The organism is Kitasatospora sp. NPDC036934 (assembly GCF_055608425.1).
This window is the reverse complement of record NZ_JBVJQR010000002.1, coordinates 260,420-286,818: the sequence shown is the minus strand read 5'-3', so window position 1 is coordinate 286,818 and position 26,399 is coordinate 260,420. Positions and strand designations below refer to the sequence as shown.

General features: G+C 72.2%; 22 protein-coding genes. 10 read left to right on the top strand and 12 right to left on the bottom strand.

Annotated features, from left to right (window positions below; all coding sequences use genetic code 11):
• From gnd to dnaA, 3 genes are all read right to left on the bottom strand, one after another.
• Positions 1-876, bottom strand: coding sequence for a phosphogluconate dehydrogenase (NAD(+)-dependent, decarboxylating) (gnd, locus tag ACZ7BZ_RS04045; protein ID WP_465739876.1), 876 nt, complete (start codon positions 874-876; stop codon positions 1-3).
• 207 nt (positions 877-1,083) lie between these two features.
• On the bottom strand, positions 1,084-2,214 hold the full coding sequence (gene dnaN / locus ACZ7BZ_RS04040) for a DNA polymerase III subunit beta (RefSeq protein WP_470356991.1): 1,131 nt from the start codon (positions 2,212-2,214) through the stop codon (positions 1,084-1,086).
• Positions 2,215-3,177: 963 nt separating this feature from the next.
• A complete protein-coding gene (gene dnaA / locus ACZ7BZ_RS04035) occupies positions 3,178-4,995 on the bottom strand; it encodes a chromosomal replication initiator protein DnaA (RefSeq protein ID WP_470356990.1) in 1,818 nt (605 codons plus the stop codon).
• A gap of 353 nt (positions 4,996-5,348) precedes the next feature.
• Between dnaA and rpmH the strand changes: the two genes are divergently transcribed.
• The 9 genes from rpmH (at position 5,349) to ACZ7BZ_RS03990 (ending at position 12,057) form a co-directional block, all read left to right on the top strand.
• Positions 5,349-5,486, top strand: a complete 138-nt coding sequence (rpmH, locus tag ACZ7BZ_RS04030) for a 50S ribosomal protein L34 (protein ID WP_030059672.1) — start codon at positions 5,349-5,351, stop codon at positions 5,484-5,486.
• Positions 5,487-5,504: 18 nt separating this feature from the next.
• Entirely contained in the window at positions 5,505-5,933 is a 429-nt protein-coding gene (rnpA, locus tag ACZ7BZ_RS04025; RefSeq protein WP_380461657.1) for a ribonuclease P protein component, read from the top strand.
• Positions 5,930-6,244 carry a membrane protein insertion efficiency factor YidD gene (gene yidD, locus ACZ7BZ_RS04020; protein WP_188307180.1) on the top strand — a complete coding sequence of 105 codons (315 nt, stop codon included), beginning with the start codon at positions 5,930-5,932 and terminating at the stop codon, positions 6,242-6,244. The genes rnpA and yidD overlap by 4 nt, the downstream gene beginning before the upstream one ends.
• A 3-nt stretch (positions 6,245-6,247) precedes the next feature.
• Positions 6,248-7,390, top strand: a complete 1,143-nt coding sequence (gene yidC, locus ACZ7BZ_RS04015) for a membrane protein insertase YidC (RefSeq protein WP_470356989.1) — start codon at positions 6,248-6,250, stop codon at positions 7,388-7,390.
• A gap of 82 nt (positions 7,391-7,472) precedes the next feature.
• On the top strand, positions 7,473-8,003 hold the full coding sequence (locus tag ACZ7BZ_RS04010) for a Jag family protein (RefSeq protein WP_465739873.1): 531 nt from the start codon (positions 7,473-7,475) through the stop codon (positions 8,001-8,003).
• A 160-nt stretch (positions 8,004-8,163) separates the two neighbouring features.
• Positions 8,164-8,991 (top strand): 16S rRNA (guanine(527)-N(7))-methyltransferase RsmG, encoded by an 828-nt coding sequence (gene rsmG / locus ACZ7BZ_RS04005; protein ID WP_470356988.1) that lies wholly within the window; start codon positions 8,164-8,166, stop codon positions 8,989-8,991.
• Positions 8,992-9,282: 291 nt separating this feature from the next.
• Positions 9,283-10,233 (top strand): ParA family protein, encoded by a 951-nt coding sequence (locus ACZ7BZ_RS04000; RefSeq protein ID WP_380461671.1) that lies wholly within the window; start codon positions 9,283-9,285, stop codon positions 10,231-10,233.
• Entirely contained in the window at positions 10,230-11,306 is a 1,077-nt protein-coding gene (locus tag ACZ7BZ_RS03995; RefSeq protein WP_470356987.1) for a ParB/RepB/Spo0J family partition protein, read from the top strand. Before ACZ7BZ_RS04000 ends, ACZ7BZ_RS03995 begins: the two co-directional genes overlap by 4 nt.
• 133 nt (positions 11,307-11,439) lie before the next feature.
• A complete protein-coding gene (locus ACZ7BZ_RS03990; RefSeq protein WP_470356986.1) occupies positions 11,440-12,057 on the top strand; it encodes a GNAT family N-acetyltransferase in 618 nt (205 codons plus the stop codon).
• A 73-nt stretch (positions 12,058-12,130) separates the two neighbouring features.
• On the opposite strand, the gene trxA is transcribed toward ACZ7BZ_RS03990, so the two are convergent.
• From trxA to ACZ7BZ_RS03955, 7 genes are all read right to left on the bottom strand, one after another.
• Positions 12,131-12,457: a thioredoxin gene (gene trxA / locus ACZ7BZ_RS03985; protein ID WP_380458421.1), complete on the bottom strand. Its 327-nt coding sequence runs from the start codon at positions 12,455-12,457 to the stop codon at positions 12,131-12,133.
• Between the two features lie 134 nt (positions 12,458-12,591).
• Positions 12,592-13,557, bottom strand: coding sequence for a thioredoxin-disulfide reductase (gene trxB / locus ACZ7BZ_RS03980; RefSeq protein WP_188307728.1), 966 nt, complete (start codon positions 13,555-13,557; stop codon positions 12,592-12,594).
• Between the two features lie 194 nt (positions 13,558-13,751).
• Complete coding sequence (locus ACZ7BZ_RS03975) at positions 13,752-14,708, bottom strand: cupin domain-containing protein (RefSeq protein WP_470356985.1); 957 nt, start codon at positions 14,706-14,708, stop codon at positions 13,752-13,754.
• Positions 14,705-15,484, bottom strand: a complete 780-nt coding sequence (gene sigM, locus ACZ7BZ_RS03970; RefSeq protein ID WP_470356984.1) for an RNA polymerase sigma factor SigM — start codon at positions 15,482-15,484, stop codon at positions 14,705-14,707. The genes ACZ7BZ_RS03975 and sigM overlap by 4 nt, the downstream gene beginning before the upstream one ends.
• A gap of 39 nt (positions 15,485-15,523) precedes the next feature.
• Positions 15,524-17,476 carry a protein kinase family protein gene (locus tag ACZ7BZ_RS03965; protein ID WP_470356983.1) on the bottom strand — a complete coding sequence of 651 codons (1,953 nt, stop codon included), beginning with the start codon at positions 17,474-17,476 and terminating at the stop codon, positions 15,524-15,526.
• Between the two features lie 316 nt (positions 17,477-17,792).
• Entirely contained in the window at positions 17,793-20,222 is a 2,430-nt protein-coding gene (gene murJ / locus ACZ7BZ_RS03960; protein WP_470356982.1) for a murein biosynthesis integral membrane protein MurJ, read from the bottom strand.
• Between the two features lie 58 nt (positions 20,223-20,280).
• Entirely contained in the window at positions 20,281-22,815 is a 2,535-nt protein-coding gene (locus tag ACZ7BZ_RS03955) for a DUF6049 family protein (RefSeq protein ID WP_470356981.1), read from the bottom strand.
• Between the two features lie 362 nt (positions 22,816-23,177).
• On the opposite strand from ACZ7BZ_RS03955, the gene ACZ7BZ_RS03950 reads away from it, so the two are divergent.
• Positions 23,178-24,602 (top strand): CCA tRNA nucleotidyltransferase, encoded by a 1,425-nt coding sequence (locus ACZ7BZ_RS03950; RefSeq protein WP_470357168.1) that lies wholly within the window; start codon positions 23,178-23,180, stop codon positions 24,600-24,602.
• A gap of 75 nt (positions 24,603-24,677) precedes the next feature.
• On the opposite strand, the gene ACZ7BZ_RS03945 is transcribed toward ACZ7BZ_RS03950, so the two are convergent.
• Positions 24,678-25,670 carry an LppU/SCO3897 family protein gene (locus ACZ7BZ_RS03945; protein WP_470356980.1) on the bottom strand — a complete coding sequence of 331 codons (993 nt, stop codon included), beginning with the start codon at positions 25,668-25,670 and terminating at the stop codon, positions 24,678-24,680.
• A 54-nt stretch (positions 25,671-25,724) separates the two neighbouring features.
• Entirely contained in the window at positions 25,725-26,333 is a 609-nt protein-coding gene (locus tag ACZ7BZ_RS03940) for an LppU/SCO3897 family protein (RefSeq protein ID WP_470356979.1), read from the bottom strand.
• Positions 26,334-26,399 lie beyond the last annotated feature (66 nt).

Below are 26,399 nucleotides of genomic sequence, written 5' to 3'. Positions count from 1 at the left end.
TTACTTGGACTCGACCGCGTGGCCGCCGAACTGGTTGCGCAGCGCGGCGATCATCTTCATCTGCGGGGAGTCGTCCTGGCGGGAGGCGAAGCGGGCGAACAGCGAGGCGGTGATCGCCGGCAGCGGCACCGCGTGGTCGATCGCGGCCTCGACGGTCCAGCGGCCCTCGCCGGAGTCGGCGGCCCAGCCGCGCAGCTTGTCCAGGTGCTCGTCGTCGTCCAGGGCGCGGACGGCCAGGTCCAGCAGCCAGGAGCGGATGACGGTGCCCTCCTGCCAGCTGCGGAAGACCTCGCGCACGTCGGTGACCTCGGGGGCGGCCTCCAGCAGCTCCCAGCCCTCGGCGAAGGCCTGCATCATCGCGTACTCGATGCCGTTGTGGACCATCTTGGCGAAGTGACCGGCGCCCACCGCGCCCGCGTGCACCGAGCCGAAGTCGCCCTCGGGCTTGAGCGCGTCGAACACCGGCTGGACCAGGGCGACGTGCTCGGCGTCGCCGCCGTACATCAGCGCGTAGCCGTTCTCCAGGCCCCAGACGCCGCCGGAGACGCCGCAGTCGACGAAGCCGATGCCCTTGGCCGCCAGCGCCTCGGCGTGCTTGATGTCGTCAGTCCAGCGGGAGTTGCCGCCGTCGACCACGACGTCACCGGGGGAGAGCAGTTCGGCGAGCTCGTCGACGGTCGCCTGGGTCGCGGCGCCGGCCGGAACCATCACCCAGATCACGCGCGGGCCCTGGAGCTTGGTGACGAGCTCCTGCAGGCTCTCGACGTCGGAGATCTCCGGGTTGCGGTCGAATCCGATGACGGTGTGGCCGGCGCGGCGGATCCGCTCGCGCATGTTGCCGCCCATCTTGCCGAGACCGATGAGGCCGAGCTCCATGACCAAATCCTTACTGTGGGGACGTGCCTGGCGGCGGCGCCGTTGCCGCACTCCCCGAGCCTACGCTTCCGGCGGATCCGGACTCCGCGCCGCCGGGCCGACCGGGGGAGAGCGGGGAGACAGCAGGGGGAGAGCGTCGGGGGAGACGTCCACAGGCTGTGCACAGCGGGTGTGCACAGCCTGTGGACGACCGACCTGGCCGGGCGGTCAGCCGGAGAGGCGGACCGGCATGATCAGGTACTGGTACGCCTTGTCCTCCTCGGCGTCCACCGAGACCTTGCCGCTGAGCAGGGCCGGCTTGGTCGGGGTGGTGAAGCTCAGCTGGGCGAAGGGGGAGTCGATGGCCTTGAGACCCTCCTCCAGGTAGCCCGGGTTGAAGGCGATCGAGATGTCGTCGCCCTCGAGGTCGGCCTCGATCCGCTCGGTAGCCTGGGCGTCGTCGCCCGAACCGGCCTCCAGGGTCAGCACGCCCTGCTCGAAGTTGAGCCGGACCGGGGTGTTGCGCTCGGCGACCAGCGAGACGCGCTTGAGCGCCTCCAGGAAGGGCTGGGTCTGGATCGCGGCGACCGCGCTGAACTCGGTCGGGAAGAGGCTGCGGAACTTGGGGAACTCGCCCTCCAGCAGCCGGGTGGTGGTGCGGCGGCCGGCGCCCTCGAAGCCGATCAGGCCCTCGCCCGCGCCGCCCGACGAGAGCGCGATGGAGACGTTGTCGCCGCTGCCCAGGGACTTGGCGATGTCCTGGAGGGTCTTGGCCGGGACCAGCGCGACCGCGGAGATGTCCGACTGCTCGGGCTTCCACAGCAGGTCGCGGACGGCGAAGCGGTAGCGGTCGGTGGCGGCCAGGGTGATCCGGTCGCCCTCGATCTCGACCCGGACACCGGTGAGGACCGGCAGGGTGTCGTCACGGCCGGCCGCGACGGCGGCCTGGCTGACCGCGGAGGCGAAGACGTCACCGGAGACGGTGCCGGTGGCGGTCGGCATCTGGGGCAGGGCCGGGTACTCGTCCACGGGGAGGGTGGGGAGGGTGAAGCGGGAGCTGCCGCAGACCACGCTGACCCGCTGGCCGTCGGTGGAGATCTCCACAGGCCTGTTGGGGAGGTTCCGCGAGATGTCGTTGAGCAGGCGACCGGAGACCAGGACGGTGCCGGCCTCCTCGATGTCCGCCTCCAGCTCGACCCGGGCCGAGACCTCGTAGTCGAAGCCGGACAGCGCCAGGCTGCCCTCCTGCGCGGTCAGCAGCAGGCCGGCCAGCACCGGCACCGGCGGCCGTGCCGGGAGGCTGCGAGCAGCCCAGGCCACCGCCTCCGCGAGGACGTCACGCTCCACCCGGAACTTCACCGGTAACCGCCTCCTGGATCGAGCGCTCCCGCTCGCACTCTGGTTCGTCTGATCTTGATCGTCGGTCCGCCTGTCCGCCGAGCTCTACCACTCCGCTTCCAGTCGCAAAGGACAGTCTGACGTACTCCGCCGACAGACGGGGCAGACGGGCGGAAGCGACCCGAACAGGCGTCGGGTCCGACGGCCGGTCGCGTTGTCCACAGATTTCGGGCCCACCCACTTTGAAAGCAGGTTCACGGTCTAACTGTGTAGCGGTAGTAGTAGGGCCTGTGGAAACCGTGGATAACCCCGTTTCCGCAGGTCAGCGCCCGAATTTTGTCCACAGTGGGTGTGGACGGCGGCTGTGGACGGGCGAGCCGCGCTGTGGACAGCCGAGCGTTACCCACAGGGCACGCAGGGTATCCACAGGTTATCCCCAGGGCTGTCCCCAGATCCGGGCCCGGTTATCCACGGGCGCCGGTCAACTTTTCGTGACGCCTTTCACACCAGGGTATGAACAGCGTCACAAGGTTGTCGAACTGTGGACTCCGCTGTGGACAACCTGGGGATAACCGCCCCGGGCCTGGGGACAACCGGTGGATAACCCGGACGGCCCACTGGCGGCCCGTCAATTGTCCACACCCTGTGGATAACCGTTGTGCACAAGTCCACAGGCATCTGACCTGCGCGGAAGAGCGTAGCGGCGACGGGCCTGTGGACGAATTCTGGATAACTCCGGGCTCCCCGGCCTGTGGACTGTGCAGAAGGGGCCCGGCCTGTGGACAACGGCCTTGCGCGCCCCCGGTTTTCGAATCACCGGTCAGTTGTTCGGCGCGGGCTGTGGACTGGTGGCACGTCCGTCAGGCGGATTCCTGCCCAGCCGGAGCGCGACGCACACCTGTGGAAACGGCGAAAGGGCGTCAGGATCGCTCCTGACGCCCTTCGGGGGCTCGCGGGGGCACGGGGCCAACTCGTGCCGGGCGGCTAGCTCTTGATGCGGTTGGTGAGTTCGGTGACCTGGTTGTAGATGGAGCGCCGCTCGGCCATCAGCGAGCGGATCTTGCGGTCCGCGTGCATCACCGTGGTGTGGTCGCGGCCGCCGAACTGCGCGCCGATCTTCGGCAGCGAGAGGTCGGTGAGCTCCCGGCACAGGTACATCGCGATCTGCCGGGCCGTCACCAGCACCCGGCTGCGCGAGGAGCCGCAGAGGTCGTCCACGCCCAGGCCGAAGTACGCGGCGGTCTGCTGCATGATGACCTGCGCGGTGATCTCCGGACCGGCGTCCTCGTCCCCGCCCGGGATCAGGTCCTTGAGGACGATCCCGGCCAACTCCAGGTCCACCGGGGCCCGGTTGAGGTTGGCGAAGGCGGTGACCCGGATCAGCGCGCCCTCCAACTCCCGGATGTTGCGGGTGATCCGGGACGCGATGAACTCCAACACGTCTGCGGGGGCGTTGAGTTGTTCCTGGATCGCCTTCTTGCGCAGGATCGCGATCCGGGTCTCCAGCTCCGGCGGGGTGACGTCGGTGATCAGTCCCCACTCGAAGCGGTTGCGCAGCCGGTCCTCCAGCGTGGTCAGCAGCTTGGGCGGCCGGTCCGAGGACAGGACGATCTGCTTGTTCGCGTTGTGGAGGGTGTTGAAGGTGTGGAAGAACTCCTCCTGGGTGGACTCCTTGCTCGCCAGGAACTGGATGTCGTCCACGAGCAGGATGTCCATGTCCCGGTAGCGGCGGCGGAAGGTGTCCGCCTTGCCGTCCCGGATCGAGTTGATGAACTCGTTGGTGAACTCCTCGGAGGACACGTAGCGCACCCGGGTGCCCGGGAAGAGGCTGCGCGAGTAGTGCCCGATGGCGTGCAGCAGGTGGGTCTTGCCCAGCCCGGACTCGCCGTAGATGAAGAGCGGGTTGTACGCCTTGGCCGGGGCTTCGGCGACCGCCACCGCCGCCGCGTGGGCGAAGCGGTTGCTGGCGCCGATGACGAAGGTGTCGAACAGGTACTTGGGGTTCAGCCGGGCGGCCGGCTCGTCCTTGCGCGAGCCGCCGGCCGGGGGAGCGCCGGGCGGGGCGGGTACCCCGGGGACGCCGGGGCGCTCGGCGGACCGCTCGGCGGCGGGCTTCTCGGCCGGGCGGCCGCCGGAGGGCCGGGATCCGTGCCCGCGGCGGCCGGCGCCGGTGCGGGGCTGCTCGCCCGGGCCGGGGCCGTACGCGCCGCCGAAGAGGTCGCCCTGGGTCGTCGAGGGCGGGCCGGGGAGGTGCCGCGGCGCCTGGCGGGGAGCGGGCTCCTCGGCCTCCGGGTACGGCGCCTGGTGCTCCTGGTAGCCGGGCCAGGGCTGGGCCGGCTGGCCGCCGTAGGGCGCGGGGCGCTGCTCGTAGCCGCCGGTGTCGTAGCGGGGGCGCTCGTAGTCCTGCTCGTACGGCTGGCGGTAGCCCTGGTCGCCGTAGTCGGAGTCGTCCTCGGCCGGGCCCGGGTACGGCTCGGTGGGGGCCGGGTACGGCTCGGCGGGGGCCTGGGGGGCGGGCGCTGGGGTGGTCGGCGCGGCGTTGGCGTCCACCATCACGGCGATCCGGACCGGCCGGTTGAGTTCGCGGCTGAGCGCGTCGGTCAGCTGGGGCAGCAGCCGACCCTCCAGCACCTGCTTGGCCCGCTCGTTCGGGGTCGCCAGCAGGGCGGTGTCGTGCATCATCCACATGGGCTGGGTGCGCTGCACCCACTGTTTGTCCATCTCCCCGATATCGGGGTCGCTGACCAGCCGCTCGACGACCCTCGCCCAGACCGGGACTAGGTCGCTGTTGACATCAGCCACTGGTGCACGCTTTCCAAGAACAAACCAGACAAGTCCTGCAACGGTAGTCAGCGAACAGGGACGGATCAAGTCGTTGTCCACAGGCTGTGGGTAAACGCCCTCCGGAGGGCTGGTTTGACCCTCGTGCCCCGTCCCGCGTACCGTAACCAGGTCGAGTTGTCGATGGCCGCTGCCGCATGTCCGCGGGTCCACCCGCTCCATAAGGCGCGCAGCACGGGCGCCGTGGATTGCCCAAGACCCCAGCCGAACTGGGGCGATGGGCCGGATTTCCGAATCATGGGGAGATCACGCGGACGCACGGTGACGGCCAAGCGACCCCCCGTCATCCTACGATTCACCTCAGGAGCCCCCGAGTGAGCAAGCGCACCTTCCAGCCGAACAACCGTCGTCGCGCGAAGACCCACGGCTTCCGGCTGCGTATGCGTACCCGCGCCGGCCGCGCCATCCTGGCTGCCCGCCGTGGCAAGGGCCGCGCCAGCCTGTCCGCCTGATCCGCACCAGAGTCTGTTGTGCTGCCCTCCGAGAATCGGTTGCGGCGGCGCCAGGACTTCGCGACCGCGGTGAAACGCGGTCGCCGGGCCGGCCGGCCCCTTCTGGTCGTCCATCTCAGCAGAGATGACGAGCAGCAGGGGCAGACCGACCGGACCAGCGACATCCGCCCGCACGTCGCCGAGGGGACTCCTTCGGCGCGTGCGGGTTTCGTCGTGAGCAAGGCCGTTGGCCCGGCGGTCGTCCGCAACCTGGTGAAGCGCCGGTTGCGCCATCTTCTCCGTGATCGTCTGTCCAGGCTGCCCGCCGGTAGCCTGATAGTGGTGCGTGCGCTGCCCCAGGCCGCGACCGCCTCGTACCAGGACCTCGAACGTGATCTGGACGCGGCGCTCAAGCGGTTGCTGAGGGTCGAGCCCGCCGCGACGGCGCCGACGGGAGCAGGGCGATGAAGTACCTGCTGATGGGTCTGATCAGGGTCTACCAGTGGACCATCAGCCCACTGCTCGGTCCGGTCTGCCGTTACTACCCCTCCTGCTCGCACTACGGCTACGAGGCCGTGAAGGTGCACGGGGCGGTGAAGGGCGGCGGGCTGACCGTCTGGCGCATCCTGCGTTGCAACCCCTGGTCGCCTGGCGGGGTGGACCACGTTCCGCCTCGCAAGCACCCGGTGTGGCACCGCCGGCTGCGTGATCTGCTGAGCCCCAAGAGCGGGACCGCCGAGCCGGAGCCGGTGGCGAAGCCCGATGTCCAAGGAGTCTGACCGGTGACCTTCGGTTTTCTGAGTCCCCTCTACACGGCGGTGTCCTGGATCATCGTCCAGTTCCACTCGCTGTACAGCAACATCTTCGACCCGGACGGTGGCTGGGCCTGGGGTCTCGCCATCGCCTCCATGGTGGTCGTCATCCGGATCTGCCTGATCCCGCTCTTCGTGAAGCAGATCAAGGCGACCCGGGCCATGCAGGCGATCCAGCCGAAGATGAAGGCCATCCAGGAGCGCTACAAGAACGACCGGCAGCGCCAGTCCGAAGAGATGATGAAGCTGTACAAGGATGCGGGTACCAACCCGTTCTCCAGCTGCCTTCCCATCATCGTCCAGGCGCCGTTCTTCACCGCCCTCTACGGTGTGCTGTCCAACGTCGCCAAGGGCCACGACATCGGCGTGATCCACGGCGCCCTGCTGGTGAGCGCCGGCAAGGCGCACATCTTCGGCGCCCCGCTCTCCGCGACCTTCGTCAGCAGCCCCGAGACCAGCGTCAAGATCGTCACTGCGGTGATGATCATCATGATGTCGCTGTCGCAGTTCGTCACCCAGCGCCAGCTGATGACCAAGAACGTCGACCTCACGGTCAAGACGCCGTTCATGCAGCAGCAGAAGATGCTGATGTACGTCTTCCCGGTCATGTTCGCCGTGATGGGCATCAACTTCCCGGTCGGTGTCCTGGTCTACTGGCTGACCACCAACGTCTGGTCGATGGGTCAGCAGCTGGTCGTCATCCACAACAACCCGACCCCGGGCAGCAAGGCTTTCGAGGAGCGCCAGGCGCGCCTGAAGAAGGCCGGCCGACTGCGTGCGGACGGTACGGAGATCAAGGGCGCGCTCTGGGGCATGCTGCCCCCGTCCAAGACGGCCATCGCCGAGGCGGCCTCCGCCGCCGCCGTGGTCGAGGAGTCGGTCCGGGCGAGCCGCCAGCAGCCCCGTCGCCAGACCAAGGCCCAGCGCCAGCACGGCGGTGCCATCCAGGCGGCCGAGCCGGGTGAGGACAGCGCCGCCGAGGACGCCGCCCCGGCCGACTCCGCTGCCAAGCCGGCGGCCGACAAGCAGACCGCTGCCAAGCCCGGCGGCACCAAGCAGGGCACTCGGCAGCAGCCCAAGCGCGGCGGCCAGCGGCCGAAGAAGAAGTCCTGACCGACCCCTGGCCCGTTGTGGCAGCTGCGAAGAGCTTCGTTCCCCGCCCGCCAGCCGGGCCCATCTCCGAAGGAGTCCATCAGTGACGGAAGGCACCACCTCCGCCGTCGAGGCCGAGGACGTCGCCAGCACCGACGAGAGCCTCATCACCCGCCTGGAGCAGGAGGGTGACATCGCAGCGGACTACCTGGAGGGTCTGCTCGACATCGCGGACCTCGACGGTGACATCGACATGGACGTCGAGGGCGACCGTGCCCTGGTCTCCATCGTCAGCGACGGCAACGACCGCGCGCTGCAGCGCCTGGTCGGCCAGGACGGCGAGGTGCTGGAGGCCTTGCAGGAGCTGACCCGGTTGGCTGTCCACCGGGAGACCGGCGAGCGCAGCCGTCTCATGCTGGACATTGCCGGCTTCCGGGCCCGCAAGCGCGAGGAGCTGGCCGTTCTGGGCGCCGAGGCCGCGGAGCAGGCCAAGAGCAGCGGCGAGCAGGTCAAGCTGCGGCCGATGACGCCCTTCGAGCGCAAGGTCGTCCACGACGCGGTCGCGGCCGCCGGTCTGCGCAGTGAGTCGGAGGGCGAAGAGCCCCAGCGGTGCGTGGTCGTGCTGCCGGCCTGAGGCCGTCGGACCGACGACCGGTCGCCGCGGCGGCCGGTGAGCCTTACCGAACGCGACCCCGTCCGCCTCGTGCGGGCGGGGTCGTTGTTCCTTCTGGGATGTTTCACGTGAAACAGTGCGTTTGAGCGGGTCGGTGGATCCGGAGATCGGAGAGGTCGAGATGGACACGGAGAGCGCGGCCGCCGGCCGTCCGGGGGCGGACGTGAACCCTGACGCTGAGGAGCGGGCCGAGGTGCCCGAGCTGGACGTGCTGGCCGAGGCACCGGCCGCCGCCCGGGAGGTCTTCGGCGACCGCTTCGACGCCGCCGTCCGCTACACCGAGCTGCTGGCCACGGCGGGCGTCCGGCGCGGGCTGATCGGGCCCCGCGAGGTGCCCCGGCTCTGGGACCGGCACGTCCTCAACTGCGCGGTGCTGGCCGAGCTGCTGCCGGCCGGATCCACCCTGTGCGACGTCGGCTCCGGCGCCGGCCTGCCCGGCATCCCGGTGGCGCTGGCCCGCCCGGACGTCTCGGTGACCCTGCTGGAGCCGCTGCTGCGCCGGACCACCTTCCTGGAGGAGGTCGTCCGGGAGCTGGCGCTGGAGAACGTCACGGTGCTGCGCGGCCGGGCCGAGGAGATGGTCGGCAAGCTCGCGGTGGACGTGGTGACCGCCCGGGCGGTGGCCCCGCTCGACCGACTGGCCGGCTGGGGCATGCCGCTGCTCCGCCCGCACGGGCAGATGCTGGCGCTCAAGGGCGACAGCGCCGAGCAGGAGCTGGCCGACTCGCGCGCCGGGCTGGCCAAGCTGGGCGCCGTCGAGTGGACCGTGATCTCGGTCGGCGAGGGCACCCTGGAGACCTCGACCCGGGTGGTCCAGGTCAAGGCGGGGGAGAGCCCCGGCGGGGTGAAGGCCGCGACCCGACGGGCCAAGGTGGCCCGGGCCGGCCGCAACGCCGGCGCCAAGAACGGCCAGGGCGCCGCCCGGGGCGGCCGGCGCCGCAGCCGCTGACCCCCGGCACGCACCACGACAGCGGGCGGACGGTCCCCTCCGACGGGGGGAACCGTCCGCCCGCTGTCGTTCGGATGACGGGTGGGCCTCCAGCGGATCACCGGAGTGTCGCAACGTCAGATTTGCGACATAGCGGGCATGGTGTTTCACGTGAAACGTCGCTCTCTGCTCTCTGACAGCTTCGACTGGCGGCTCCGCCGCGGGCTCGGCCTCTTCCGAGCGGCGACTGTTGCCGCTCCGGTTTCACGTGAAACACTGAGCCCCATGCAGGACTCGGAGACCATCGACCAGATCGATGACACGCCCATCGCGCGGGCTGCCCAGGCTGCGGTTCAGGCGATCGGCCGAGCGGGGGAGGGGCTGCCCCGGCCCGCCGCCACCCGGGTGATCGTGGTCGCCAACCAGAAGGGCGGGGTGGGCAAGACCACCACGACCGTGAACATGGCCGCCTCGCTGGCCATGCACGGGCTACGCGTCCTGGTGGTCGACCTCGACCCCCAGGGCAACGCGTCCACCGCCCTCGGCATCGACCACCACGCCGAAGTGCCCTCCATCTACGACGTCCTGGTCGAGGGCAAGCCCCTGGCCGACGTGGTCCAGCCGGTCGTGGACGTCGAGGGACTCTTCTGCGTCCCCGCCACCATCGACCTGGCCGGCGCCGAGATCGAGCTCGTCTCGCTGGTGGCCCGGGAGAGCCGGCTGCAGCGGGCCATCGCCGCTTACGAGCAGCCGCTGGACTACATCCTGATCGACTGTCCGCCCTCATTGGGCCTGCTGACGGTCAACGCCCTGGTGGCCGGCCAGGAGGTGCTGATCCCGATCCAGTGCGAGTACTACGCGCTGGAGGGCCTCGGCCAGCTGCTGCGCAACGTCGAGCTGGTGCGCGCGCACCTCAACCCCACGCTGCACGTCTCGACCATCCTGCTCACCATGTACGACGCCCGGACCAGGCTGGCCGCCCAGGTCGCCGAGGAGGTCCGGACCCACTTCCAGGCCGAGGTGCTGGGCACGGCGATCCCGCGCTCGGTCCGCATCTCGGAGGCGCCCAGCTACGGGCAGACGGTGCTGACCTACGACCCGGGCTCGACCGGGGCGCTGTCGTACCTGGAGGCCGCCCGCGAGCTCGCGCTGCGTGCGGTGGGCCAGGGTGGCGGCTCGCTGGTGGGTCAGCAGCGGGACGGAAGCGGTACGGGGCACGGCGCCCCGATGGCACAGCACGGCACGACGGAGGGTCAGCAGTGAGTGGTCGCAGGGGTCTGGGACGAGGGCTCGGGGCGCTGATCGGCCCCGCGGCGCCGGCGGACGGCGGGGCGGCGCAGCCCGCCTCCGCCCCGTCCGCGCCGACCTCGGTGGTGCCGGCCGGCGCGACGTCGCCGGCCTCGGTGCCGGTGCTGCCGGGTGGCCGCGCCACGGTGGCGGCGCGGGCGGCCGTCGGGCGGCAGGCGGAGCAGCCGACGCCGGCGCCGGTGCCCGGTGCCTCTTTCGCCGAGCTGCCGCTGGACGCGATCACCCCCAACCCGCGCCAGCCGCGCGAGGTGTTCGACGAGGACAAGCTGGCCGAGCTGGTCACCTCCATCAAGGAGGTGGGCCTGCTCCAGCCGATCGTGGTGCGCCAGGTCGCGGCCGAGCGCTACGAGCTGATCATGGGCGAGCGCCGCTGGCGGGCCTCCCGCGAGGCGGGGCTGGAGCGGATCCCGGCGATCGTCCGGGTCACCGAGGACGACAAGCTGCTGCTGGACGCCCTCCTGGAGAACCTGCACCGGGCCGAGCTGAACCCGCTGGAGGAGGCAGCCGCCTACGACCAGCTGATGCGGGACTTCTCCTGCACCCACGAGGAACTGGCAGACCGGATCGGCCGCTCGCGGCCGCACGTCTCCAACACCCTGCGGCTGTTGAAGCTCCCGGCGCCCGTTCAGCGCCGGCTGGCGGCCGGCACGCTGACCGCCGGGCACGCCCGGGCGCTGCTTCCGCTGACGGATCCCGAGGCCCAGGAGAAGCTGGCCGGGCGGATCATCGCCGAGGGCCTCACGGTGCGCAACGTCGAGGAGCTCGTCCTCCTGATGCGCTCGGAGGAGCCGAAGGGGGAGAAGCGTCCGGCGCCGAAGGCGGGCAGGATCATCTCCCCGGCCTTCAACGACCTGGCGAGCCGGCTGTCGGACCGCTTCGACACCCGGGTCAAGGTCGAGGTGTCGCAGCGCGGTGGCAAGCTCGGCAAGGGCAAGGTGGTGCTGGAGTTCGGATCGGTCGAGGACCTGAACCGGATCCTGGACAGCATGGCTCCGGGCGAGGACGGTCTGCGGCTGTCGCAGGGCTGAGCCGGCCGACCGGACCGAGGGCAACGACCCGATGGGTGCATGTGCCACGTGAGCGCTGTTTCACGTGAAACATGCACCCATCGGCGTTCGTGGGGGAATGCTCGACCGTGAAAGGGAGGAGGAGGTACGGGCCATGGGACGCCGGATCGCTCCGCTGACGTTGGACAACCTCGCGGACCTGCCGACGGGCTGCCGCTCCTGTGTGTTCTGGGAGCTGGACCCGGTCAGTGGGAAGGAGGCGGTGGAGTCGGGGAAACCGGAGCTGGAGAAGGAGGGGTGGATCTCCGCAGTGCTGCTGGAGTGGGGGTCCTGCGGCCGGATCGCCTACGTGGACGACCAGCCCGCCGGGTTCGTGCTCTACGCGCCGCCCGCCTACGTTCCCCGCTCCCAGTCCTTCCCGACCAGCCCGGTCTCGCCGGACGCCGTGCAGCTGATGGTCAGCCGGGTGCTGCCGGGCTACCAGCGGCAGGGGCTGGGCCGGGTGCTGGTACAGGCGGTGGCGAAGGACCTGTTGGGGCGCGGGGTGCGGGCGATCGAGGCCTTCGGCTGGGCGGGCCGGGTGCCGACCAGCTGTGTGCTGCCGGCCGACCATCTGCTCGCGGTCGGCTTCAAGACCGTACGGCCGCACCCGCGGTACCCGAGGCTGCGGCTGGAGGCGCGGACCACGCTCTCCTGGCGCGGGGACGTGGAGGGGGCCCTGGAGCGGCTGCTCGGCGGCGGGCGGAAGGAGCCGGCCCTGCGGCCGTTCTGAGCGGGGCCGGACGACGGCGGGGGGGCCCCCCCGTCGGGGACCCCCGCCGCCGTTCGGTCGGTGACCAGAAGACCTAGATCAGGCCGTCCAGCTCGCGCAGCAGCGCGGCCTTCGGACGGGCACCGGTGATCTGCTTCACCGGCTGGCCGCCCTTGAAGAGGATCAGGGTCGGGATCGAGATGACGTTGTACTCGGCGGCGGTCGCCTGGTTGGCGTCCACGTCGAGCTTCGCGATGGTCAGCTTGTCGCCGCTCTCGGCCGCGATGTCGTCGAGGACCGGGGCGACCTGGCGGCACGGGCCGCACCAGGTGGCCCAGAAGTCGACCAGTACGGGCTTGTCGCTCTCCAGGACGTCGGACTTGAACGTCGCGTCGGTGACGGTGGTGGTGGCGCCGGCCACGGGGACTCCTCGGGTTAGGACGGAGGGGGCTGCTGCCAGGTGAACAACGGCTGGAGCCGTTCTGTTTCTGCCTGGCCGGGGCGGGGGTGTTTCACGTGGAACACCCCCGCGGGGTTCGGTCGGTGGTGGGGAAGTCAGACCGCGACCGCGGCGGTCTTGTTCTCCACGTCGTCCAGCGCGGCCAGGTAGCGCTCGGCGTCCAGTGCGGCGGAGCAGCCGGTGCCGGAGGCGGTGATGGCCTGGCGGTAGGTGTGGTCCACGACGTCGCCGGCGCCGAAGACGCCCTCGACGTTGGTGCGGGTCGAGGGGGACTCGACCTTCAGGTAGCCCTCGGCGTCGAGGTCCAGCTGGCCCTTGAACAGGTCGGTGCGCGGGTCGTGGCCGATCGCGATGAACAGGCCGGTGACCGCCAGCTCGCGGGTCTCGCCGGTGGTGGTGTCGCGCAGGGTGACGCCGGTCAGCTTCGGGTCGCCGTGGATCGCCTCGACCGCGCTGTCCCACTCGAAGCGGATCTTCGGGTCGGCGAAGGCGCGCTCCTGCATCGCCTTGGAGGCGCGCAGGCTGTCCCGGCGGTGGATGATCGTGACGCTCTTGGCGAAGCGGGAGAGGAAGGTCGCCTCCTCCAGGGCGGTGTCGCCGCCGCCGACCACCGCGATGTCCTGGTCGCGGAAGAAGAAGCCGTCGCAGGTCGCGCACCAGGAGACGCCGCGGCCGGACAGCTTGTCCTCGTTCGGCAGGCCCAGCTTGCGGTGCTGGGAGCCGGTGGTGACGATCACCGCGCGAGCCTTGTGGACGTTGCCCTCGGAGTCGGTGACGGTCTTGATCTCACCGGTGAGGTCGACCGCGACGATGTCGTCCGGGATCAGCTCGGCGCCGAAGCGCTCGGCCTGCGCCCGCATGTTGTCCATCAGCTCGGGGCCCATGATGCCGTCCCGGAAACCCGGGAAGTTCTCGACCTCGGTGGTGTTCATGAGCGCGCCACCGGCGGTGACGGCTCCCTCGAAGACCAGCGGCTTGAGGGAGGCTCGGGCCGTGTAGAGCGCAGCCGTGTACCCAGCCGGGCCGGAACCGATGATGATCACGTTACGGACGTCGCTCACTGCTTCTCCTGGTTCGCATCGCGACCCGCGTTTGCTGCGGGGAGGGCGGTCCTGCTCCGCCGCCCGGGACAACGACTGACCAGTCTCTCGCATTCCCAGGCGGATCAGTACCAGGCGCCCGAACTCCGGAAGCGGCGTGGCGACCTTGACGTCGATCGCATGGGAACGGCCGACCGGTGGCTGGGAACGGTTGCTCAGCGGCCGGGGACGGTCCGCTGCAGGAGGACCGGGCCGCAGTCCGCGGCGCGCAGGTAGACGTCCACGGAACCGGGTCGGTCGGGGGCCGGATAGACCAGAACGTCGACCGGAGAGCCCTGGTAGCTGCCCCGGTCGGTGGCCAGCGGGGTGCCCTGAGCGGGCGCCGGGCAGGCGGTGGGGGAGGCCGCCGGCGCGGTGGGGGAGCCAGGGCCGGCGAGGTCGGGGCGGGAGCCCTCGGCGGGGGCGGCCTCGGACTTGGCGGGCCCGGTGGCGCGCAGCCCGGGCTCGGCCCCGGAGCGGGCCAGCAACTGCTGGACCTGTGTCGCGAGCCGGTCCTCCCGGTAGTCGGTGCCGGGGCCCGCCAGGCGCGGGCTGCGGGCGTTCGGGTCGCCGGCGGCGGCGGAGGAGGGGACCGAGGCCGCCGAGGCGGTGGACCGGCCGGAGTCGTCGGGGTGGTTCAGCAGCAGGGCGCCGCCGAGGCCGAGGGCGGCCAGGGCGGCGGCCGTGCCGAGCAGCAGGGCGAACCGGCGGCGGGGCCGGGATCGCCCGGGACCGGAGGCCGAGCCGGGGCGGGGCGGGGGCGCGGAGGGGGCCGGGACGGACCGGACGGGCGTGGTCGGGGTGGTGGTCGGGCGGCCGAGGGCGGGGGTCTCCCGGGGGCGTTCCACGGCTCCGGCCGCCGCGCGGCGGCCGGAACGGGCGGCCTCGGCGAGGGCGGCGTCCAGCCGGGCGGCCACGTCGGCGGGCATCGGCTCGGGCTCGACGGTGCCGAGCAGCGCCTGCACCTCGGCCAGGGCCTCGGCGGTCTCGCGGCACTCGGCGCAGCCGTCCAGGTGCCGTTGCAGCGCCCGGGCGGCCTGGGCGGGCTCGATCAGGCCCTCGGCGAGGTCGGCGAGTTCCTCGACGGAGGGGTGGGCGCCGGAGGCCTCGGGGGAGGAGAGGGGGGCGGTCATCGTGAGCTCGCGTCTCCTTCCAGCATCGTGCGGCCGGTGCTCGGGCCTGTCCCTGTGACGGTGCGGGGGCCCGTCGGGTTCCCCTGGGGCGCGCGGTGCGGTGGCGGGGACCCGCCGGACGCTCCGCGGGCCGGTGTTTCACGTGAAACGTTCCGTCGCCCGCGCTCCCCGACGAGCTCTCCGTCGCGCTCTCCACCGCGCGCCTCGCCGTCGGTCTCCCGCAGGTGCCGCACCAGTGGGAGCAGCCGGGCCCGGCCGCGCGCGCAGCGGCTCTTCACCGTGCCCACCGGGACGCCCAGCAGCTCGGCGGCCTCGGCGACCGGGTAGCCCTGCATGTCGACCAGGACCAGCGCGGCCCGCTGCTCGGCGGGCAGCTCTGCGAGCGCTGCGGTGAGCTCGCGGTGCACCTCGGCCCGGACCACCGGGGAGTCGGCCGGTTCGGCGGTGCCGACCAGGCGGTCCAGCCGCTGCGGGTCGTCGTCCAGCGGGGTGGTGCGCCGGGTGGCGCTGCGCCGGGCGCGGTCCAGGCAGGCGTTGACCACGATCCGGTGCAGCCAGGTGGTGACCGCCGAGCGGCCCTGGAAGCCGGGGGCGGCCCGGAAGGCGGAGACCAGGGCGTCCTGGAGGGCGTCCGCGGCCTCCTCGCGGTCGCCCAGGGTGCGCAGGGCGACCGCCCAGAGCCGGTCGCGGTGGCGGTTCACCAGCAGGCCGAAGGCCTCCTGGTCGCCGGCGACGTGCCGGGCGAGCAGTGTCGCGTCGTCGTCCGCCACTGTCACCCCGAGTCCCCTTGCCGTCGTACGGATTCGCCGACCGGGTCAGCCGGAGACCTTGACCTCCGAGACCCGGCCGACGAACTTCGTGGGGTTATCCTTCGGCAGAGCGGTCAGCCAGAGCAAGAGGTAACGCGTGGTGACCGGTGCGTCGAGGGCGTACTCGGCGTGCGAGCCGGTCTGCTTGCCGACGACGGTGAAGCCGTCGAGCTTCGCCTGGGAGGGATTGGCGGCGGAGGCCGGCGTCGGCACCCGCAGTTCCGCCGTGTGCTCGCCGGCGAACTGGACGCTCACCGAGGAGACCGGCTGGGGGGAGCCGAGGTCGATCAGCAGGCCGGTCCCCGCTTTGAGGGAGGGCAGCTTGGGACCGAACTGGTCGCGGTACCACTGGGTTTCCCAGAACGTGTTCGGGTCGCCGTCGACCGCTTTCGCCGGACTGTCCGATCCTTCGGTGCCGTCACCGAACGGGTCGTAGGCCTGCGCGCCCTTGATCGCGATCGGCACCGGGGCGTGGGCCGTCGGGTGCATGCTCGGGGCGGTGCTGCTGACCGAGGTCTGCGGGGTGGCGGCGGCCTGCCCGGTGTTGCGCAGGCTGCCGACGAACTGCCAGGAGGCCACGCCGATCGCGCCCAGCGCGACCGTCCAGGCGGTGGCCTTGACCACCCGGCGCAGCCGGCGCTTGGTGCGCCGGGCGGCGGTCGGCCGGGAGGACGGCGGCAGCGGGGCGACCGTCGGGTCGGCGACCCGGGTGGGGTTGGGCGCGGTGGGCAGGGAGTGGGTGTTGTGCCGGGGCGGAGCCGGGAAGGCCGGCAGCTCCGGCTCGGGCTGGCGGATCTTGGGCAGCTTCGCGATCGCCCGGACCAGTTCCTCCGGGGTGGTGATCGGCTCGGCGTGGTGCGGCGGGTGGTCGAACAGGGCGCGTGCGGCGAGCTCGGACAGGCCCTTGTGGACGCCCGCGCGGACCTGGTCCGGTGCGGCGTTCTGCAGGTCCTTGGGCAGCCCCTTGAGGTCGTAGCGGTCCTCGGGGTACGGCCAGCGGTGGGTGAGTGCGGCGAACAGCAGGGCGCCGATCGCCTGGGTGTCGGTGCGCTGGGCGTCCTCGGTGGAGTCCTCCGGGGGCAGTCCGCGCAGGGCGGCGTCCACCGCGATGCCGTTGATCCGGTACTGGCCGCTGTCGGTGCGCAGCACGCAGCGCGGGGTGAGCCGTAGGTGGGCCTTGCCGCGGCGGTGGGCGGCGGCGACGGCGTCGGCGACCTGGCGGACCATCTGGTACGCCTCGTGCGGCTCCATCGGGCCGTTCGCGAGCAGTCTGGCGAGGTCGGAGGCGTGCGGCAGCCACTCCCGCACGACGTAGACCAGCTCGTTCTCCTGGACGGCGTCCAGCACCTGGACGAAGCGCGGGTCGCCGAGCAGGGCCGCGGACTTGGCGGCGGCCAGCACCTTGCGGGCGCGCTGGTGGCCGGAGGCCATCAGGTGGACGCCGACCGCCCGGCGCAGCTTCTCGTCGACGGCCCGCCAGCTGCTGAAGGTCTCGGTCTGGGAGATGCACTCTTCCAGCAGGTACCGGTTGCCGATCTTGTCGCCGCTGTGGCGCATCGGCGCCGGGAGGGTGCGCGGGAGGGTGGCGGTGTCGCGCGGGTCGACCGTGGGCTGGGGGTCGGTCGGGCGGCGCTTGGCGGGCGCGGCCGCCGGCCCGGGAGCGGGCTTCTTCGCGGCCGAGCCGGCCGCCAGCTCGGCGGCGATCTCCTGGACCGAGAGCGGGGCGGTGACCTCCGAGGTCTCCTCGCTCACGGAGGCCTCCGGGGCGCGGCCCGGGTCCGGCGCCGCCGGTTCGTCCTCGTCGGCAGCCGTGGGGGCGTCCGCGGAGGGGGCGTCGGCGGAGCCCGCCGGGGCGGGCTTACCGCCCCCGAGCTCGTCGATCGCCGCGGCCAGCGCGGCCTCGTCCGCCGCCGTGTCAGCTGCTGACGTGTCGACGACCGCCTTGGTGCCATCAGCCACCGTGGTCCTGCCTCCCCTTGTGTCGCCCCGGCTGAGAGAGTCGCTGGAGCCCGCGGATCGGCCGCCCTGTGCTCCAGGACAATTGTGCCCACTCTTCTCCACCGGGTACGACCGCTGAGGTGTCCGCTCGGTTGCACGGGGGTGGAGAGATGTGGTGCAGATCCGACACCGGGCCGCCACCGGGCCGCCACCCGGTGGTCCCGGGTGCTCCCGGCCGCGGCCTGCGGCCCAGAATCAGGCCGGACGGGCGGAGGCGGTGTCGCCCCGGTTGACGCCCGCTCAGGGCGCCCGCTCGTCCGGCCGGTTGGCCGGTCGGTCAGCGGCCCAGTCGGCCGCGGACCATGCCCAGCATGGCGTTCATCTCCTCGATCCGCAGGCGCTTCGCGATGAACACGAACACCAGCATCTGGATGCCGCCGCCCAGCAGGACGGACGCCACGCTGCCCGGCCAGCCGCCGATCACCTGCTGGACCGCCAGGCTGACGCCGAGGCCGACCACCGCGGCCGGCACGCAGGCGGTGGCCAGCCGGCTGTAGGTCTTGCCGATCCGCTTGGTGTCCAGGCCGCCGATCTTCTTCTTCAGCTTCGGCACCGCGACCACCACTCCGACGGCGTAGGCGAGGCCGTAGCCGAGGGCCATGCCGGTCACGGTCCACTGCGCGGGCAGCGCGAACCAGCAGATCAGCGAGAAGCCGGCCTGGCAGACCGCCACCCAGACGGTGTTGGAGAACGGCGTCCGGGTGTCCTCGTAGGCGTAGAAGCCGCGCAGCATCACGTACTGGGCCGAGTACGGGATCAGCCCGAGCGCGAAGGCCGACAGCATCAGGCCGACGTTGGTGGCGTTGTCCAGGGCCGTACCGCCGCCGCCGACCGCGTAGATCGAGCGGCCGATCGCCGGGCCGAGGGCCAGGAACAGGAATGCCGCCGGGACGACCGCCACGGCGGTGGTGCGCAGCCCGTACGACAGGTCGTCACGGACGGCGCCGGCGTCCTCGTCGGCCGCCGCCCGGGAGAGCCGGGGGAGCACCGCGCTCATGATCGAGACGGTGATGACGGCCTGCGGGAGCTGCCAGATCAGCAGGGCGTTGGAGAAGGCCGACAGGCCGACACCGCCGTGACCGCCCTGCTCGGCGGCGCTGCCGGCGGCGGTGGCCAGCTGGGTGATGACCAGGTAGCCGGCCTGGTTGGCGAGCACGAAGAAGAAGGTCCACTTGGCCAGCCGGGCGGCCTTGCCCAGGCCGTGGCCGCGCCAGTCGAAGCGCGGCCGGAAGCGGAAGTCCGCGGCCCGCAGGTACGGGATCATCGCCAGCGACTGGACGACCAGGCCGAGCAGGGTGCCCAGACCGAGCAGCCGGACGCCCTCCGGGGAGATGTTCTCGGGGGTGACCTGGGTGCCGTTGTAGCCGCCGAAGACCCAGATGTAGGCGCCGAAGGTGAAGATCACCACGATGTTGTTGAGGACCGGGGTCCACATCATCGCGCCGAACCGGCCGCGGGCGTTGAGGATCTGGCCCATCACCACGTGCACGCCCATGAAGAAGATGGTCGGCAGGCAGTAGCGGGCCAGCGCCACCGTGGTGTCGGCGCGGGCCGGGTTGGTCATCATCGGGTGGGCGATCAGCTGGACCAGCAGGGGCGCCCCGAGCACGGCCAGGAACACCACGCCGCCGAGCCCGACCATCACCAGGGTGAGCAGCCGGTTGGCGTAGGCGGTGCCGCCGTCCTCGTCGTTCTTCATGCTGCGCACCAGCTGCGGCACGAAGACCGCGTTCAGCGCGCCGCCGCCGATCAGGATGTACAGCAGGGTCGGCAGGGTGTTCGCCGCGTTGTAGGAGTCACCCATGACCGCGATGCCGATCGCGCCGGCGATCACCATGGTCCGCAGGAAGCCGGTGCCGCGGGAGACCAGGGTGCCGGCCGCCATGATCGCGCTGGAGTTCAGCAGGCTGGCGACCTTGCCGCCACCGCCCTCGGTCGCCGGGGCGGGCGCGGCCGCGGGCTGGGCGTCGTGCTCCTCGGTGAAGTCCGCCAGCGGCTCGACCGCCGGGGGCACCGCGACGGCGGCCACCTGCATGGTGGCCTCCTCCTCGGAGAGCGGCGGGTCGAACTCGATCGGCGGCACGAAGGGGCGCGGCCCGTCCGGGCCGCCGTGCTGCGGCTGCCCCGGGTAGCCGCCCATTGGCGGGTACAACCCGGGGGCGACCGGCGGTACCGGCGCGGACGGCGGGGCCGGGGCGGGCTGGGGCACCGGCGGCTGGGCCGCGGCCTCGGGCTGGTGGCCGCCGAACAGGGCGTCCACCCCGACGTACTCGGTGGTCTCGCTGTCCCATGCGGAGTGCGCCGGGCCGGGCTGCCACTGCGGCTGCTCGGCACCGCCCCACTGGGCCGGCGCCGGGGCCGGAGCGGCCTGCTGCGGCCAGTCGGCCTGCACCGGGGTGTCCCAGCCGGGCTGCACGGGCGGCACCGGGGCCGTGAACGGCGCCGACGGCACCGGCGTCGGGTACCCGCCACCCTGCGGCGGCAGCTGCGGCGGCACGTCGTACGCGGTGACCGGCGGCGGCGCGGCGGCGGGCCGTCCGGCCTGGAGACCGTACGGGTCCTGGCCGTCCTGCTGGGCCCGGTACGCCTCCGCGGCGTACGGGTCCTGGGCGTAGGTGTCGGCCACGTACCAGTCGCCGGACGGCGACTCGGCGCCCGGCCGGCTCTCACCGCGGCCCGGCGGCCGCTCCTCGCTGCGCCCGGTCATGTCACCTCTTCGCTGTTGTGGGGGGAGGCCGGCCCGGCGTTGCGGGGGGTCGGCGGTATCAAGGACCAACCTTCTCATCACTGGCGGTCCGATCCCGGCCATCCGGGCTGCTGGCGCGCGGTGTCTGCGCGGGACGGCCGCCCGCGGAGCCGTCCGGTCCGGGGTCCTCGGTGGCTTCCTCCGCGGTGTCGCCGGTGGTGTCACCCGCGGCGGCGTCCGGGTCGGCCGGCTCGGTCTCGGCGGCGCTCCCCGGACCGTCGGTGTCCGGGCCGTCGCCGACCGGCTGGTCGCCGTCCTCGTGCGGCTGCCCGCCCCGGCGCTTGCGCTGGCGGACGAAGCGCAGCGCGGCCAGCACCAGCAGTACGGCGGCACCGGCGAAGACGTACAGCACCCCGTTGGTCACCGAGGTGACCTCGACGGTGAAGGACTGGGCCTCGCCGTACGGCCGCGGATCGGGGCCGCTGGTCCACAGCTGGGCGATCATCGTGACCGGGCCGTTGTTGCGGGCCTCGGCGTTGAAGCGCAGGGTGACGCTCTGCGAGGCGGGGAGCACCAGCTCCTCCGGCTTGCCCACCCGCAGTCTGTTCGGCTGGACCGAGGTGAGGCGCAGCTGCAGGTTGGTGACCGTCTGGGTGAGGTCGTTGCGCACGCTGACCTGGAGCTGGCCGGTGTTCCCGGCCAGGGTGACCACGTTCTTCTTGGGCACCTGGACGGCGCCGATGAGCTCGTCCAGGTACGTGGAGACGCCCTTGCGGTAGGCCTCGCCGGCCGGGGCCCGGGTGCGCCACTCGGTGGACAGCGAGCGGACCATGGCAGCGCTGAACGGGCCGCGGACGCGCTGCGGCAGGGTGAGCACCCGCATCAGGGTGTCCAGGTGCTGCTGGATGACGTCGGTTCCGGTCAGGGCGTCGGCCGGCAGCTCGGAGGCCCGGACCTGGGTCGGGTAGTCGGCGGGCGACGGGACGGTGGTGTTGGCCTTCGGGTCCGGCGCGGCCTGGGCCAGCGCGTCCAGCTTCACCGGGGTCAGCCACTTGTCGGTGGCCGTCTGCAGGGCGCCCGCCAGCACCTTGGCGGTGTTGACGGTCAGGTCGCGCGGCGGCATGACCAGCAGGCCGCGCTGGTTCTGCGGCTGCTCGTGGGTGATCGCGAAGGTCTCGGCGAGGAACCGCTGGGTGGTCTCGCTCTGGTCCTTCGGGGTGGCCAGGTCCTTCTGGAAGAGCGTGGAGACGGTGTCGTCGGCGACCACGGCGCTCTGTCCGTTGCCGATCGGGCGCACCGCGGTCGGGGTGTAGTTGACCGAGTCCGGCTCCGGCATGCTCGCGCCGTTGGCCAGCACCAGGCTGCTGCCGGCCTGCCGGGCGATGCCGGCGATCTGCTGGTCGAGGTAGCCCTGGTAGGGCCAGGCCACGTCGGAGCGGGTGTCCACGGAGAGCCGGCCCTCGACGGTCAGCCGGCCGGCGGTGGACGCCTTGTTCAGGGCGGTGCCCATGCCGGCGAGGTCCGCGCCGTTGTGCCCGATCGAGGCGAGGTCCGGGTCCGCGTACGGCAGGGCGACGACCTGGCTGCCCTGCTTGGCGACGGCCCCCCGCAGCTTGTTCAGCCAGGCGTCGGCGGCGGCCGAGGCGGGGCGGGAGACGGTGTTGTCCTCGCGGGCGGACTTGCCGGAGGACTCGGTGCCCGGCTTCTGCACCCGGTAGCCCTTGGTCATCGCGAACGCGGCGTCCAGCAGGTCCGGGTCGACCATCCAGGTCAGCCCGTTCAGCTTGGCGCCGGTGTCGACCAGCTCGTACAGCCGGCCGCCCGGCGCGAAGTCGGTGGCCAGGCTGTCGTCGCGCAGCACCGGGACGGTCTGGTCGCCCTCGGCGAAGGTCTGCGCGGCCAGCACCGGCGGGTGCACCAGCGGCCAGAGCGTGGCGACCTTGGTCGGCTGGGCCTCGGTGCCGCCCTGGGTGTAGGGCAGGAAGGTGCGGGCGATGCCCAGCGCCCGGTCGCGCGGGTTGTCGGCGGTCGCGCCCCAGGCGTCCACCGCGAGCTCGTAGACGCCGCTCTCGGACAGCCCGAGGTCGCTCACCGCGACGCTCAGGGTGTACGCCTGGCTCTGGCCCGGGTTCAGCTCGGGCAGGGCGTACTGCGGGCTGTCCAGCTCTATGCCGTCGTCGCCCCTCGGCGTGGTCCTGGTGGCCACGCCCTGGAGCTCGCTGCGCCGCTGGAGGGGCTTGCTGGAGACGGGCTTGCGGACCGCCGCGTGGGCGCCCTTGAGCGCCGACTTGCCGGAGTTGGTGACGTGGCCGGTGACGGACACCGTGCCGTTCTGGGTGGCCAGCTGCGGGGTGACCGTGTCGATGGTCATCACCACCGGGTACTCCGCGGTGGCTGCGGCGTCGGCGGCCGGGCGGATGGTGCCGCCGGCCGGCAGTGCCGTCGCGGGGCCGGCCGTGAACGCGGTCGTGAACAGGGTCAGGGCGGCCGCGCAGGCGGCGGCGAGTCGGCGGGCGCGGCGGTGCCGCCCTTCGGTGGGACGCCCGGTGGGATCCGCGATCCCGCCAGGCCGTCGGTGTGCCCCCAGGCCCGAGTGCCGTGCCGGCTCACTCACTCGATTCGCCCTCGCCGTTCTGTTCGATCGCTCGCTGCTGATGCTGCCCGCCCGGCGCGGTCGCCGGACGTTCCCCGCTCGACGTGCTTCGCTCGACGCCGTACGCCACCCTGCTGCCGCGGAGGTCCCGTCGGCACGGCGCAACGCGACACCGCATCCCCGGTTCCGGTGTCCGCGCTTTCGTCCACCGGCATGGTAACGATCCAGCCTGGGGCGCAGTGTTGCGGGCTGTGGGGTGAGACGCCCAAAACGCGCGGGCGGTTGACCTTCCGGGGCACGTACCCTTGTGAGCCGTGTCCACTGCCAATGAGCCCACCGCGCGCACCGATCGTTCCAGCACCGACGTCCAGGCCGTCCCAGGACTGAGCGAGGCCCAGACCCTGGGGCTGCAAGAGCTGCTGCGGGTGTCGCCGGTCGCCGACGAGATCGCCCGCCGGTTCCAGGCGGCCGGTCACCGGCTGGCCCTGGTCGGGGGCTCGGTCCGGGACGCGCTGCTCGGCCGGCTCGGCAACGACCTCGATTTCACCACCGACGCCCGGCCGCAGCAGGTGCTCAAGCTGGTCAAGGGCTGGGCGGACGCGGTCTGGGACGTCGGCATCGCCTTCGGCACCGTCGGCGCCCGCAAGGACACCCCCGAGGGCTCCTTCCTGATCGAGATCACCACCTACCGCTCCGAGGCGTACGACCGCACCTCCCGCAAGCCCGAGGTGACCTACGGCGACACCATCGGGCAGGACCTGGTCCGCCGGGACTTCACGGTCAACGCGATGGCCGTCGACCTGCCCGGCCGCGGCTTCGTCGACCCGCACCACGGCCTGGAGGACCTGGAGGCCCGGGTGCTGCGCACCCCCGCCACCCCCGAGGAGTCCTTCTCCGACGACCCGCTGCGGATGATGCGGGCCGCCCGCTTCGCCGCCCAGCTGGACTTCGACCCGGCGCCCGAGGTGGTCGCCGCGATGACCGCGATGGCCGAGCGGATCACCATCGTCTCCGCCGAGCGGGTGCAGGCCGAGCTGAACAAGCTGCTGCTGTCCGCGCACCCGGTGAAGGGCCTGCGGCTGCTGGTCGACACCGGCCTGGCCGGGCACGTGCTGCCGGAACTGCCCGCGCTCCAGTTGGAGAGCGACGAGCACCACCGGCACAAGGACGTCTACGAGCACTCGCTGACCGTTCTGGAGCAGGCCATCGACCTGGAGCAGGACGGCCCGGACCTCACCCTGCGGCTGGCCGCGCTGCTGCACGACATCGGCAAGCCGCGCACCCGCCGCTTCGAGTCGGACGGCCGGGTCTCCTTCCACCACCACGAGGTGGTCGGCGCCAAGATGACCCGCAAGCGGATGCGCGAGCTCAAGTACTCCAAGGAGCTCACCGAGGAGGTCTCGCGCCTGGTCGAGCTGCACCTGCGCTTCCACGGCTACGGCGGCGGCGAGTGGACCGACTCCGCGGTGCGCCGCTACGTCACCGACGCCGGGCCGCTGCTGGAGCGCCTGCACAAGCTGACCCGCTCCGACTGCACCACCCGCAACAAGAAGAAGGCCGCGATGCTGTCGCGCACCTACGACGGCCTGGAGTCGCGGATCGCCGAGCTGAAGGCGCGGGAGGAGCTGGACGCCATCCGCCCGGCGCTGGACGGCAACCAGATCATGGAGCTGCTCGGGCTGAAGCCGGGCCCGGCGGTCGGCAAGGCGTACAAGCACATGCTCGAACTGCGGCTGGAGCACGGTCCGATGGAGCCCGACGAGGCGGTCGCGGCGCTGCGGACCTGGTGGGCCGGGCAGCAGGGCTGACCGGGGCGGCGCCCCCCACGACGAGCGGCGGCCACCTCCTCGGAGAGCGAGGGGGCGGCCGCCGTCGGTGTCCGCTCAGTTGTTGACGTGCTTGAGGCAGAGCACGTAGTCGAGCGAGGGCAGCTTGCTGTAGGTACGGGTGTAGGTGCTGTCCGACTTCGGCTGCTTCTGGCAGGACTTCTCGTCCGAGGTGCCGAAGTACTTGTAGACCACCTTGTACTGCGCCTTGGGGTCGGTGCAGGGCAGCACGGTGATGTTCGGGTGGTCGTCGTCGCCCGTGCCGTTGCTGTTCTCGTTGCGCAGGCAGTCGCCGATGCCGGCGCTGTCGACGTCGTTCTTGGCCGCCGGGGTGGCGGGTGGCGGCAGGGTGATGCTCGGCATGGTGAAGCTCGGCATCGGCACCACCGGCGGCGGGGTGTGGCTGTAGGTGGGCATCGGCAGCGGCGACGGCGAGTACGCGGTGGTGTTGTTCGGCGTCGACGAGCCGATCGTGCTGCCGGGGTCGTACTTCGGGCCGATCACGCCGGTGACCACCAGGATCCCGGTGGTCAGCAGGGAGACCGGCACCAGCAGCATCGCGATGTGCGGGCGGCTGCCCAGCGGGGTGCCCGGGTCGAGCTGGGGGCCGTGGGTGCCCGGCACGGGCGGCGGCAGCCGCTTGATCCGGCCGTTGGCGCCGAGGTTCAGCAGCAGGGTGATCACGGTCAGGAGCGGCGAGACCCAGCTCCACCAGCCCTGGACCAGCGTCCGGGCGGACATGTCGCGGACGGTGGCCGTCCCGCAGGTGCGGCAGAACGGGCCGTGCATCCGCAGCATCCGGAAGGCGATTATCAGGCCCTGGTGGCCGCGGACGGTGGCGCGCACGGCGGGGAAGCCGCCGCAGAACCGGCAGGTCTCCCCGTCCATCGGGGCGGGCGGCGGGTAGCCGTACCCGGGCGGCTGGGCGCCGTAGGGCTGCTCCGGCGGCGGGGCGCTCGGGTAGCCGTAGCCGGGCGGCGGCGGGGGCGGCGAGCCGTACGGGCCGCCGCCGTACGGGTTGCCGCCACCGGGTGGCGGGCCGTAGGGCATCTGGGGCGGAGGTGGAGCGGACAAAAGGTCCCCCGGGGAAGGTCGGTGGCAGGGTCAGGACTTCTTCGCCGGCGGGTAGCCGGCGGTGGCGGGGGTCAGTGGGCCGAGGCAGAGCACGTACCGCTTCTTGTTCCAGCGGCGGCCGCTCTTGCCCGAGACGGCGCTGGTGGTCTGCGGGGTCTGCCGGCAGCGGTTCACGTCGGTGGTGTCGGTGAACTTCGACAGCACCTTGTAATTCGCTTTGCGATCAGTGCAGTTGACGATCGAGACGTCGCGGGCGCCGCTCACCTGGACGCAGTCGCCGGGCTTGGCGCTGCTGACGCTCGGGCCGGCGACGAAGTAGCCGACCGCGAGCGCGGCGCAGCCGCCGATCAGACCGACGATCCGCAGCTTGGACCGGACGCCGCGCTTGGCGGGTGGTGCCGGGGGTACCGCGCCGGGCTGGGGGCGGCCGTACGGTGCCTGCCCGTACGGTGCCTGCCCGTAGGGCGGTTGGCCGTACGGCGGCTGGGGCTGGGGCGGCGGCCCGTACGGGCCCGGGGCGTACGGCTGCGGGGCGGGTGGCTGCTGCCCGTACGGCGCCTGCGGGTAGGCCGCCGGGGGCGGACCGAATCCGGGCGCGGCCGGTTGCGGCGGCCCGTACGGGCCGGTCGGTGTGCTCATCAGTTCGTCCCCCGAGACCGAGTGCTGTCGTTCCGACAGGTTTACGTACCTTAGCGACTGGGTCGG

Coding starts and splice junctions, on each gene's coding strand:
- yidD (WP_188307180.1), top strand. CDS start 5,930: ATGAAGTACCTGCTGATGGGTCTGATCAGGGTCTACCAGTGGACCATC.
- ACZ7BZ_RS03940 (WP_470356979.1), bottom strand. CDS start 26,333: ATGAGCACACCGACCGGCCCGTACGGGCCGCCGCAACCGGCCGCGCCC.
- ACZ7BZ_RS03990 (WP_470356986.1), top strand. CDS start 11,440: ATGGGACGCCGGATCGCTCCGCTGACGTTGGACAACCTCGCGGACCTG.
- rsmG (WP_470356988.1), top strand. CDS start 8,164: ATGGACACGGAGAGCGCGGCCGCCGGCCGTCCGGGGGCGGACGTGAAC.
- gnd (WP_465739876.1), bottom strand. CDS start 876: ATGGAGCTCGGCCTCATCGGTCTCGGCAAGATGGGCGGCAACATGCGC.
- ACZ7BZ_RS03945 (WP_470356980.1), bottom strand. CDS start 25,670: ATGCCCTACGGCCCGCCACCCGGTGGCGGCAACCCGTACGGCGGCGGC.
- murJ (WP_470356982.1), bottom strand. CDS start 20,222: ATGACCGGGCGCAGCGAGGAGCGGCCGCCGGGCCGCGGTGAGAGCCGG.
- ACZ7BZ_RS03975 (WP_470356985.1), bottom strand. CDS start 14,708: ATGACCGCCCCCCTCTCCTCCCCCGAGGCCTCCGGCGCCCACCCCTCC.